The sequence below is a fragment of the Bacteroidota bacterium genome (assembly GCA_008933805.1).
GTDB lineage: Bacteria > Bacteroidota > Bacteroidia > UBA8524 > UBA8524 > SB11.
Window position 1 is genome coordinate 51,869 of sequence record WBUH01000010.1, and the last position, 14,097, is coordinate 65,965.

Here is a 14,097-nt window from a genome sequence, read left to right on the forward strand (position 1 = left end):
TTACTACTTATTGAACTATTACTTTATGTACCGAAACTCCGTTTTCGGTAGCCACCTTCAGCATATACAAGCCTTTAGCAAAGCCTGTCACATCCAATTGTTTATTTATGCCTGATACATTTTCAAAAGCAGTTTGATAAACTGTTTTTCCGGTAGCATCTGTAATCAACACACTGCCCGATTGTGCAGCTTCAAACACCACATCAAGGGTCAAAGCTGATGAAGCAGGGTTAGGATATACAGCTATGCTTGCACCTGCAATCTCTTGCACGCCAACCCCTGCACCTACTTGTACAAAGTTTTGCACCTCGGTAGAGCAGGCTACGGCACTGTTTCCGTTCCACAGTTTCAACTTCACTGTTTTAGAACCTTGGGTTGACCATTTTACATTGTGAGGGCCTGCACCTGTAGCTGTTTGAGGAGTAGCATCCGTACCGAAATCCCACACATAATTTTGGGCAACGGCTGTAGTTTGTATTGCTACTGTTTGATTTGTTGGCGCATTGGCGGGTGCATTTATGGTAGCACTGCCGGGTATTGCAAACGCCTCAGCAAGTGCGGCCACTTTTGGACTGAAACACTTACCGTCAAATATGGCTGCATAATAAGTGCGGGTAGCTGTAAGCGGAGCGGTAGTAAAACTGTTTCCGCTGCTGATAGCTGCCGATGTGGTATCGTTGTACCAATACACCGTACCGGGGCCGTTAGCCGCAATCTGTGCTGTATTACCTACGCAAACCGCACCGGGAGTAATTGCAGGAGCGGCAGGTAAAGCAAGTACTTTAGCTAATACGGGTATGCGCGGGCTGGCGCAAGCACCGTCAAAAGCTTCTACATAAAAAGTAGAATCTGCGGTTAAAACACCGGTTGTATAACGTGTTCCGCTATAAAACGGGGTGCTTGCAGTTGTATTCTCATACCAACGGATTGTATAGTTTGCAGCAGCATTTACTACTGCTTTTGCACCTGAACAAACTTCCGCACCATTGCTAACGGGTGAAAGTATTCCGGGCTTCACGCTCACATCTATCCTTGTACGGGTAGTGCTTGCGCAGCCATTTTGTATTTTTTCTACGTAGAAAGAAGTATCGTTAGTTAGGTTTCCGGTTGCAAACGCATCGCCGGTAAATATTGGCAGCGTAGCATTTACATCGGCATACCAGTTGTTAGTACCTAATGTATCAGCATTTAGTACGGTTGCCGTTGCGTTACACAATTGTGTTGTGCCGCTTAACGAAGGGGCCGCGGGAGGGGTGTTAATAGTGACTGAATAAGCAACACGATTGCTATAGCAACCAATGTTTTTCACTTCAGCATAAAAAACACTGTCGGTAAACAATGTGCCAACATTTACGGATGTACCTTGTGCAAACGGCTGAACGTCGTTGGCATTGATAAACCAACGTACAACTCCGTTTCCGCTGGCGGCAAGTGTTACCACATTGCCTGCACCGCAAACATTGTTGGCAGCAAAGACAGGAACCGCAGGGATAGCACACGTTGAATCAACACCTACTGTAAATACTGTATAATTGGTTAATCCATCGGCAACCACACGGGTAGAAGTTGCAGTGCGTGCCACAGGACCTTCGCTTACCCAACGGGTTCCGTTCCAGCTTACTACGCGGATGTTAAGAATATCAACACCGGTTATTGCTGAGTTTGAAGTATAAGGTAATTCAATGTTTCCTGTTGTTTTGGCCGATGAGTGGATTTTCCAGTATTCGTTAGCTTTTATTGCGGCAAGCCCTGCCCCTCTTTTAGCTGTATCAAACCCGTTTGCATTGGGGTTGTTGTTAACGTACTCTAGGGTAATCCAAGAAGGCGTGCCTGTTGATGTATAGGTTACAGGTCCATAAGTGGTTTTACCCACAGGATAGTACACTGCTGCATTATCTACCCACAAATTCAATGGTCCGTTTATAAAGCTGGTAGCTGAATAACCGTCAATCACACCGCTTACGGCAATAGTCAATACCGCGTTGGTTGATGAAGTAACATTGCTTTGGCCGATATACAGGGTATCAGTAACAGTTACTGAATCACCCAAAGTCAACCCGAAAGCATTGTTTACTTTTATTGTACGTGCAGTTAAACCTATGGTGTTACCAGTGTTTTGCGCAACTGTACCGTTGAATATGTAATCAGTAGCAGGGTGATAGGTTTTAGCCCCCGAAGTATTGAACAAACCACCCAAACCTTGAGTATTTGCAGTAATTACGGTTGCCCCTGCTTCGGTTTTGGCAGTAGCATTACCGCTAAAGCCGTTGGTAAACCCGTTCAGCGTACCGCTTACTGAAATCCCATTAGCGGCAGTTGTAGTAAGTTCTTTGTTGTTTTTAAGTTCGGTATAGCTGGCCGTTCCAATCTGGAACAGTGCTTTAGCATGGTTAACGCTTATTTTACCGCTACCGCTCAATTGAGCATCGGCAGTAATGCGCACTTTTGATGAATCGGCTATTACAAGGTTACCCGCACCTATAATACCGTTGCGCAGTAAACGCTCACCACCACCGTTTATAGTAAGTGTTTTTGCAGTATCAATGTTTAACAATCCATTGATGGCAAGGGTTGCCATTGGGTTTATAAATGAACCGGGGTAAGTATAGTTTTGTGCAATCCTGAAAACAGGTTTCTCAGTAGCAGTTGCATTGGGGAACATGGTAACCGCCCCAATGGTATTGGTAATTGGCGTATTGTGAATATAGAATGAACTGTCTTCAAAAGTAATGTTGGTATTTCCAGCCCAATGTGCGGCATCACCAAAGGCAGCCAATTCAACAGCACCGCCTTTTTTAACCAACATTGTTGCAGGTGCAGCAATACTGATACCGTTTCCGGCCACAGGGTTGTTGTGCAACAACTTACCTTCCACTACCACATCGGTGGCCAAACCGTCAACTACTGTCAATTTATTATAGGCACCTTGTGGGGTTATCAATACCGCATTGCTTTCTACAATAAGTTCATCAACAGTATTTGCATCTGCGGTTAAACCATCCATTTGAACAGTGTGAGCAGCACGAATAGTTATGCGGCCGTGCCTGCTGTAATCAGGAGTTTCGTTGGCAGCCTGCCAGTTTACACCGTAATTTTTAGAGAATTCCCAAACAAGAGTATCAGACCAGTTTCCTGATTTTACTGAACGGAACCAAGTAGGCTTCATTACCTCAAACGTATCGCTCACGGTACTGTCAATTCCTGTAGTTTTTACAGAAATTTTAACTCCTGTAGCGGGTACACCGTAAATCAAGCGGCTAAAAGTAGCCACACCATTACTGCTTGAATTGGCTGATATAATGGCGCGAAAATCGAATATTGAGCCGCCCAATACTTTCAGCGTATAATTATGAGCCGCTAAATCGTAGTTACCTAAACTATCAGTCGCAACTACCGAAGGTGGGGGTAATTGAGCACTACCTTCTGATACGTCGGTAGGTTGTTGTACAAACCTAACCATACGACCAATAACATCTATCTTGTTATTAGCACCGCCGGTTAAGCTGGCCGCTCCACCTGCATTAGTAGCAGTAAATTGGCTTGCTGCTGCATCAGCAGTTGCAATAACTACGGCAAAACCAAAGTTATCACCATCAATTGCTGAATCTTTAAAGGTTACACGTAAAGAAAAACGAAGCGAATCATTATCAGGGGCAGTCATTGCAAAACCTGTAAACACAAGCTGCTTGTTAGCACCAACTGTTACAACGCTATCCACCTCAGCAACTTTTGTACTGCCTACAAATAAGGCGGCTTTGCGTATAAGGTATGATTTGCTAACATTAAATGTTAACCCTTTTAGAATAGTAGATTCGAAGTCGTTATCATCATTATTACCACCATCGCGAAGTAGTAAAGACATTACTTCTAATGAATTGGTAAGCGATACCGCATCGGTATCGTTATAATCAGTATGAATAATATTTTGCGGGTAAACAAAGCCTCCATCGGCAATAATATCAGAACCTTTAGAAGCTTCAACCACAAACCTGTTGCTCTTTGCAAGCGTTAACGCACCTGCTGTAGCAACCAGGGTATCGTTGGCTGAAATCCTGTTAAAGCGCACAGTATCAAATATTGCCAACCCCTTCACGGCAGTAATGCTACGTGAGGTTGCTATCAGGTTTCCGTCGGTTGCGGTTAGGCTAATGTTCCCGTTAAAATCAATATCGCGGGTATTAAATGCATCAACCGCTTCAACCTGTATGGTATTAGTTAAAAAAGCACCGGCTTCAACCGTTGTTTGGGGCTGAGTGATGAAACGCAACTTAGTAGCCACTACATCAATGGTGTTTTTACTTGAATCAGAGTAAGAAATGAAGTTTTGGGTTTGTGAGCTTTCTAACACCGATTTGGTGAGCGTACCTATAGAGTCAACATAAAAATGAAAAGTATCCCTGTCTCTGTGGGCAATGGCTTTCAAACTCAACCTAACCGAAAGTGGTCGGTAGTTATTATCGGCGGCTGTTACGGTAAGTCCGTTAAAGGTGATTGTGTTTGCGGTAATAGTACCGTTAGCAATCACAGCACCCGTGCTATCATCTACCAATCCTACTGATTGTAACGTATTCAACCAGCTTGAAACTGTATTTTTTGCTGCTTTGTTAAGTGTAATACGGGTAACAATGGTAGGCAAATCATCGGCATCGTTCAGGGTGGCACCACCGTCTTTTACTTGTAGTTTCCAAACTTGTGTACCGTTGGCAGCAGTAGTGATATTATCATTTATCAGAGATGAAAGACCTACAGCTTCAGAACCTGAAACACCTTCTATAGTTGATTTAAACGATGGCGGGAATCCCCAAGTACTGTCGTTAGCCAACGGTATAGTGGGCACTGTTCGGTAATTGTATGTTTCGGTATTGGTACCATTATATCCAAAAGGAAACAGTGTATAGTAATACCTTGTTCCTTGTATCAAGCCGGTTATTGTAGTTGTTACCGTAGCTCCTGATGTTACAAACCCTACAATAGTTCCGTCACCTAACACCTGATTTAGCGTATATGCAGTCTTATCAGTAGGTGTTCCGGTTGGAGCCACACCCTTGCGTTGGATAATCAAATATCCGTTAGCTCCGGCAACCTGTGTCCAATCAAGCTTTATGCTGTTTTTTGAGATGGCCGTGGCTGTAAATGAACCGGGGTAAGCCGTAGGTTCTGCTGATTGGGTAATGAAACTCACCTCAGAAGTATAAAATGAGCCAGTTGAGTTACGGGCAAACCCTTTAAAATATACACGCGTACCGGCAGGCAAACCTGTAATTGAAGATGTAAATGTTCCGGTTGAGGTACCTGAAGCAGTAACTTTGGTAACACCGCCGCCACCCACTAAAGGGTTGGTAGTGGTAGACCATACAAATCCACGCTCTAAAATAGTTGTACCGCCGTTTGAAGCTAAGTTGGCTGAAAAGTCGGCAGTAGACTCACCTATATTGGTTACAGCAGGTGTATTAACATCAATACCTGCATTCCAGCTAATTGACACGTTATCTAAAGCAACCCCGTCGCGCGAACCGCTTCCCGAAGAAGCATAGTACCAACGTATATATACAGGACCCGATTTATTGTCTAGGGCTGATATATCAATGTTCGCAAAATTGGTGGTGGTACCTTGTGCAATACTGCCCGAGTTATAAGCTCCTGCACTAATGGCACTAAAACCCGAGGTTGCCGATGTGGTACTTACTTCAAGATTGAAGGTACACAAACGGGTTTGCTCACGGATTTTAAGCACATCATAACTGATTTTCAATCCGTTTTTTCCGGTTGTATTAGAAATTACCAGTATAATGTACGAAGGGTCGTAGTTACTTCCGCTACCCAACAACCCAATGTTTGAACCATAATTATAGTTATCACCGGTGGTGCTGCCTGAAGTACCCACGCCCATGGTTGGATCCCAAGCACCGTTGTTGTTTGCACCCCAACCTGAAGGGTATCCAGTTCCCGAAGCACCGGGAGCAGTATTAAAGTTTTCGCTATAGGGGGATGATGACGGAAGAGACACCCCGCTTGGTTGCGCCACTGCCACTATACTGATAAACAGTAAGGCTACAGCGGCGGTTATTTTATATATTCCTTTTGTTTTCATTTCTTAAAAACTTTCAACCGGATTAATCGATAATTACTTTTTGCATTACCGTTTGGCTATTGTTTAATCTGATTTGTAACAAATACACTCCTTTGGCAAAGCCCTTCACATCAACTGTTTTATAAGAAGCATCAACAGTTTCTGTGTAAACTGTTTTGCCTGTTACATCGGCAAGTGTGATATGTGCAATGGTTGTTCCTTCTGTAGCAATGATATTTAGTACAGATGATGCCGGATTTGGATAAACACTTAGCAATGAAGCGTTATCAACTGTTTGGGTTGATAGCAATTCGCTAAGGTTATATACTTTTACCGTTTTGGTGATTACCGTATCGCAGGTAACTGCACCTACCTTTTTGGTGATGGTTAAGCGTACATTTTTCAATCCTTTAGTGCTCCACTCAAGATTGTGGGGACCTGTTCCCGTAGCACTTGATAAGCTTGCACCTGAACCGAAGTTCCAGCCGTACAGGTTATCAAAATTACCGGTAGCACTAAGAGTAACTTGGGTTTTAATGTTTGCCGAATCGGGAATTGAAACGGAGAAGCCATCCATGTATCGGATTACGCCTACGTTATAAGTTACTTTACTGCTGGTGCAGAAACCGTCGTAGCTTTCTATGTAATAGGTTGTATCTTTAAACAGCTTACCTACAAACAAGGTACTATCAGCAACAAAAGGCACAGTATCGGCAGCATCTTTGTACCAACGTACGATGCTGTTTGAACCTGCTTCAATGGTTACGTTATCTCCCCAACAGAAAGGATTGACTGTTTTAATTACAGGTGCGGCAGGTGCATTACGAAGTGTTACTGCAACAGGGCGTTTTTCGCTGCGGCAATAACCATCGTACGATTGCACATAAAATGTAGTGTTTACATTCAGGTTAGCAGTAGTGTAAGTATTTCCTATAGATGAAGGAGTAGTTGCAAACAGAGAGTTAAACCACTCAGCCGTTGCAGGTGTTACTGCTTTTAGTATGGCTGCGTTTCCTCTACAAACAGGTTGAACAGAATCAACCAATGGGGGTTGAGGCAATGCACGAACGTTTACGTTCACTGTTTCAAAGTCGCTTTCGCAACCTGCATATACTGCCTTGGCAAAGTATTTTTTATTACCTGTAACTGCGGGTAATACAAAGTCGTTACCTGAATATACAGGGGCTGATGTTTTATTCTCGTACCAGTTAATTACAGCACCGGCAGCAGCAGCCACAAGTGTATCCGACAAACCGTAGCAAACAGAATCAACGGGAGTAATTACAGGCTTGATTGCAAAAGGTATTACCGCTATTTGAACTGAATCACGAACGGTTGTACACAATCCGTCAAACAGCTCATAGTAATAGGTTTTATCAGCAGCAAGTGTAGCTGTGTTTAATGTATCACCGGTAGCTATGGTTGTAGTTGCATTGTATTGGTCGAACCACTTAATAGTACCGTTTCCGTTTTTGCTCAACACAATTTGCGAGTTGGTATTAAAGCAAATCGGGCTTGCAGCACTTACAAAGTTTACCGAAGCCGGGGTTTGAACTTTTATAGTAGTTTTAACCCTTGCGCTGGTGCAGCCTGCTTGTGAATTATCAACAAACAAAGTAGTATCGGCAACCAGAGTATTAAAGATTAATGCGCCTGTGTTTAGGGGAGTTGTAGAAACTGCATCAGCGTACCAAGTAGCTGTACCGCTAACAACAGGAGCAAGATTAATGCTGCCGTTATAGCACACCACAAACTGACTGTCAATAAACGGAGCGGCTGGAATTGGGTTTACAGTAACGCTAACGGTATTACGGTTGCCTAAACAACGGCCGTTAAATACTTCGTACCAATAGGTGGTATCGTTGTATAAGTTACCTGCATCAAAAATGGTATCCTCAACCATTGGCAGGGTTTCAGTTTCACTGTTATACCAACGGATAATATCGGGGCCGTTAGTAGTCCACGTAACATTGCTGCCTTCGCAAACTGTTTGGCTGCTTATCGCAGGTACACCTACAATGGTGTCGCTTACCAACACTTCAAAAGGCACTTTGGCAGAAACACAACCGTTGCTAACTGTACTGATATAATAGATGGTATCACTTGTTAAAACAGGTGTAGTATAAGAACGGCCTATATGAAACGGTGTCACCGCGTTCAGGCTATCGTACCAGCTAATTACAGCACCTGAGGTTGAATCAGCAATCAATGTCCAAGATGTACCGTTACATACTGAATCAACAGGAAGGTTTGCAATCCAAGGTGTAGCAACGGGTATTACATTTACCGGCACCTCAACACGGTAACTGCGTACAAGACTGTCTGAAACCTGCGCGTAAAATGCACTGTTGACTGTGATAGTATCAGTAACTAATGTATCACCTATGTGTATCGTATCACCGCCGTAGGGTTTATTAAACCAGTATATTTTACCACCTGCATTGGGGTTTTGGGCAATAAGTGTGCGGGTATTGCCTGCACACAAAGTATCGTTACCACCTACAAAAACCGGTGTGGCAAACATGGGTGCTCCAAACTCGTCGGCACCAATATCGGGTTGGTTGTTGTGGCGGGTTTCGCCTTCGTAATCTTTTCCAAACGTAGTGGCTCTGCCCGCAGCATTTAATTTCCAGTTAATGGTATCAAGGGTTAGCAACAAGTTGGCCACCAACGTATCCCTAAATACAGGTATGGTATTAAAGATTGTATTTTTCTCAAGTCCGGTTAGTGCATTCCAACTTTGGGGGGTATAAGCAGTTGCATTGCTCACATTGTAGAATGCATTGCTTTCAATCGGAGTGTACACCACGTTGAAATCGCTGGAGAAAACAGAACTTGGAGCGGCATGAATACCAACGGCCCTGAAAGTAGCACCGCCGGTCATGTTATTTTTATTGATAACGATGTTGTTATACATCTCAACCCTTGCAGAAGTGCTACCGTGTACCAATCCGTATGAGTTGGTGCTGCGTGTTTGTCCGCCCAATACAATTGTATTGTTATGTACTTTACCGGCAACGGCTGCAGTTGAATAGTAGCGAATACCTTGCAACGACACGGGCATGTTTGCAAATGCCTCGTTGGCAAACAAAATTTGGTTTTTGTAAACATTCCAAGTACCCGCGTTAACGTGAATACCCATTAAGGTTCCTGCACTTGCCGAGGTAGTTTGGTGGCTTACTTTGTATAGTTTGTTGTTGCGTATATCACCGTTACCGCCGTTAGTACCTATACAGGTAATAAATCCGGTAGCGGTTGAGCTGTTATTCAACAACGAGTACATCTCGTTGTTTTCAATAATGTTATTACTAAAGTTGTTAGCCAAATAAACACCCATAAATGCAGCATCTTGCGCACCGGTAATACGGCTACTAAAGCCTTGTATATCGTGCAACACGTTACGGGCTATATACGCAGGGGCGGCTGCCTGATAATCAATTACCCTAAAGGCTTTTGCAGTGCTGACAACCCCCGAATGACGGATGTATGAAAACTCGTTATCAGTAATTTCTGCACTCGCAGTAACACTTGAAGGAAGGTAAAGAATTGACAACGCATTGCCGTTGTTTAGAACAAGTGCATCGTTGTAGTTAGATAAGTTACCACCTATTTTATTACCTGAGAAGATGAACTTACCAGCGTTAAGGCTTATCACCCTAACAATGAATGAAGATGTTTGTGATTGTGTATATAACCTGATTACGTTACCCTTAATAATTGTGGGGGTATTGTTGCCAACGGTTATGTTCATCAGCGAAAGTGCAGCAGTACCTCCGTATGACCACATAGCACCGCTTGCAAATTTTTGTGTACCGCCAATGTAATTGTATGAAATTTCATACCCGTGCGCAGTAGCGTTAGCTACCACATCAATTGCACGTACCGCACTGGTTAGAGCGCGTGTATCGTTTTGAAAGAAGTGGTTGCCCGATATTTTCCAGTTTGGCCCTGAATACGTTGAAGCTGCAATATGCGCAACGGTGAAGTTTGAAAATTCGTTGTTTAGTATCTGAATATTGTCGTTAGTAGCAGTAGCGGAAAGACCCACTGAAACTATACCGTACGAGGAAACTCTGTCGGCTCCGATGACAAACGAGTTGTTTTTTATAATAGTACCATCATTACCCTCACCACCGGTAAAGGTGTTGCTAATAAAGATACCGCCTTGGGTACCTGAGGCATTGGCTACTATAGTAAGGTTGTTAAAAATGTTGTTGTGCGCATCTTGCTGCAACATAAACACCGAAGCATTGGCGGCATTGGTTTCTGTTCTGAAAGTCCACTCGCGGGTATTGGTCGGGTTGCCTAAAATATCATATCCGGCGCCGTCAAACTCAATACTATCTGCACCATACATGGCAATCATACCGTACGAAGCATTTGTAGTTTTTGTTTTGCTACCGGTAACAATCCCAAAAGCGTTAGAGTCCAAGCGGATTAATACTTTACCGCCATTGCCTGCATAACGCATTTGGCTGAAAAAGACAGGATATTCTTCGTTTACGTCGTCGTAAGTTGAGGTAATAAGAAACTTAGGGTTACCGGCTATGTAGCTTGAAGCCAGTTTTTTTGAAACAGCAGTAAGGTTTTCAAAATCATATCCCCTACCTACCCTATATATATTGTTGTAAATAGTATCGCCTGAATAATCTGCCGGAGCAATAAACAACACGGTATTAGCCGAAGTATCAAAGCCCATTTTTGAGGCCGCAAGCACCACGCTAACAGGACTAACTCTTGTTCCTGCCGAATCAAAAGCAGGCGCGGCGGCTAGTGAGTTGGTTTTACCACTTGCCACACGAACAAAGCCGTCAGTAATTTTGTAGTTTACATTAACGCCAAACGAGCTGATGCCTTTAGCGTTGCTGTCAGCAACCACTACCCAATGTCCAAAAGCAGTATCAACAGTAGTTATCCCTTTTCCTATGCTAAAAGCCAAAGGCTCTTTGCGGAAACTGGCTGTTATCTCTGAAAAACTGCTATCGGTAACCAGTGTATTTAATGAAAGCGGGCTATACGCTTGGTTTCCAACAGGGAATGTATAAGCACCGGCAGTTAGTTTTTTATCCAAACGCCTTGCTACAGCACCGCGTATATACGTTGTAGCACTACCACCCACAATTGCAGCGGCGGCAGGATTGGCTATGCGTATTTTATTAGGAGCATCAACTACAAACACACCTTTGGTAAGTGTTAGTACTTGCGCAACGTTTATTGAGCCGTTGGTGATTGCAACGGCCGAATCAGAGTTGATAGTAAGGTTAGTAATGTTCCTGTCGGCAGGAATTTCGAAACCTGTTTTATACGCTTTACCAAGGTTGATATAGCTAATGTTATAGGCAGCATTACCCCTCCACAATTCAGGAAAAGTATCTAATGTTCCGCCATAAAAATAGCTACCGCTAACCCTGCTTATTTCAATATTTATTGCGTTAAGACTATCGCCCAAACGCAGGTTTTTGGCATTGATAACGTTACCCGTTGTAAGATTCAGCAGAATTGTGCGAATCATATTAGGAGCAGGAATAACAAGGGTTGATGCAGTATCTGTCTGCAAAACATCAAGCCTTGCCAAATTAGAGTATCCTGTACCGGTAAGTGTTTGGTTTTTACCATTAAACACCATCGCGCCTGATACGTTACCCGAATAGATGTAACCGTTGTTAATAACCGAATCGGCTAAGTATAAGTAAGCATTAAGGTTAAAAGTATCATTTGCCGTATGGATAAAATCACCCATAACGTTGGCAAACGCAGTTAACCTTACTTTTACTGTTTTGGTTGAAGTAGCAGAGCTGTCGGTTAATAGATTAGGGAATACACCGCGTACTAAAAACTCAGGATTTGCAGCAGTTGCTGTAGTGGTGGAATCGGTTAGTTTTACCCATGTACCTGTGTATTCAGAAGCACCTGTACCTTGTACGTAATAGTCTAAACGGCTCGTTACAATACCGGGGTTTACCAAAACAATTTCACCGCCCAGCATTTTAATAACAGCCGTTGTTAAACCCATTGTAGGCTCGTTAGTATTGTTACCAACTACGGCTAAGCGCAGCTTACCCCCCGTTTGAATAAACGATGTAGCACTGGGGCTGTACAACCTTCCGGCAAGGTTCATTGAACCGCCTTCAATAATCAAATCAAAAGAACCGCTGAAATAGTTGTTGTTAGTAGTCCCGAAGGATAAAGAGCCCTTTTGCACTTTAAAAGTGCCGTTAAAAGCAATGTTGCTGTTTTGCCCAACAACCGTAAGACTGTCGTTTGCAAAAACAACCCCTGCATTATCACCAATTACAGGGTTAAATGCTGTAAACAAACGGTTTTCAAGTTTATAGTTACCGCCTATTACAAGCGTACCTACCCAATTGTTAGTTTCCACAAAACCTCCGTTTGATAGCAAGTCAGTATTGTATCCGCGAACAGTGGCTGTAGCAGGTGAAAAATATACCGAGTCAGCAATGTTTGTTCTTTCAACCGAAAGTGAACTGATGTTTGTTGTTGCAGTGGCGTTGGTAATAAATGAAGAAACTTTGCGACCAAAAAAAGTAAGGATCACCCCCTCTTCTTTGGTACCGTTCTTCTTATAAAGGTCTATAACACCATTATTATAAATATCACCGCGAACGGCCAATACCATTGATGTATTAGTATTGGTAGGTACCGAATGAACGGAAATTTTACCGTCTTCGCTCACCCAAATATTGCCGTGTACGTTTAGTTTGCGGGTGGCACTTGTGTTTTCATATACCAGCGCACCGCTATCAATTACTAAATGATACGCATTGGCTGCTGCATCGTCAAGTATTACCTCGTAGCCTTTGCTTACTACAACGCTATCGTAGCGGCTGGGAACCGAATTGGTTGACCAAGTTGCAGGGTTTGACCATGCACCGCCGGCTACGGCCTCTATTAATTGCGCAGGAGGTATTGATACCGTGCAGATGTTGCTATATGCCGAATATTGACCTTGATTATAAGTCCTTACCCTGAAAACGTGTTCTTCGCCGGGATAGAAACCTTCGGCCAAATAAAAGTTGATGTTCTGGGTAGTACTGTCAAAGTAGTTAAAGTTACCGTACTTGTCTTTCTTCTCAATTTCAAACCTCACCTCGTTGTTACTGTTATCGTCCCAATACAAAACAGCTTGGTCGTAAGTAACATTTATTGATGTCATGTTTGATGGACCGTAAATCACATCAGGCGTAAAAACAAACCTGCGAGCATTGCTGTCGTTATCATACGTAAGCGGAGCAATAACACCTGAATCGGCTTTGTTGTACAAGTTATCTAACGAAGTTGTATAGGCAGTAAGGGTACGGGCAGTATCAAAACTGTCCAAATCAGTTACTACTAAAAAGTTGTAATCTGCTAATGCGCTGTTGCGGGCAATACCAATAGTAGCAGTAACCGGAGTTGCGGTATTGGTAGATGGGATAACCATCTTACCATATACATACTCAATCACACCGCCGTTTTCGTAAATGCGTACTTGGTAATTGCTTTCGCTACCTGCAACGGGTGTTGCTGCTGAGGGTATGTATGTAACCCACTCCACTACTAAAGCACGGTTGGGCGCTGTACCCGTAACCGTATATTTAAGTGAAGCAGCGGTTTGAATGTCCCAAAAAGGGGCTATCACGCCTTGAAAACGATAGTTATTGTTGCCCAACTTAAAGGAGTTTCCGTTGGTTGCAGGAAACAACAACTGTTCAGCGGTATTATCATTATTACCTAATACCAAATACCCTGATGTACCTATTAAGAAGTGCTTATACACCTTGCCCAAAAGCACCACATTAAAAGGCAGGTTATATACCTGTGTGTTTTGGTTAGCAGTATTGGCAGTAATCAAAGAGGTTACTGTAGAGAAGTCAATGGCATTACCATTGGCATCTTTTCGCAAATCCCCTTTTTTGTCGGTTGCAAAATCATACGCTCTTGAATCCTGCGCAGTTGCAGCCACCGTCACAAAAACGGTCATTGCCAGCAGGCAGAGCAATTTGTTTATCGTTTTCATTTATTCCGTT

At 43.2% G+C, this 14,097-nt stretch carries 2 protein-coding genes; both read right to left on the reverse strand.

What is annotated here, in order from left to right:
* Nucleotides 1-7: 7 nt before the first annotated feature.
* Nucleotides 8-6,091: a T9SS type A sorting domain-containing protein gene (locus F9K23_10965; protein ID KAB2915361.1), complete on the reverse strand. Its 6,084-nt coding sequence runs from the start codon at nt 6,089-6,091 to the stop codon at nt 8-10.
* 22 nt (nt 6,092-6,113) lie between these two features.
* Nucleotides 6,114-14,087: a T9SS type A sorting domain-containing protein gene (locus F9K23_10970; GenBank protein ID KAB2915362.1), complete on the reverse strand. Its 7,974-nt coding sequence runs from the start codon at nt 14,085-14,087 to the stop codon at nt 6,114-6,116.
* Nucleotides 14,088-14,097: the final 10 nt, after the last annotated feature.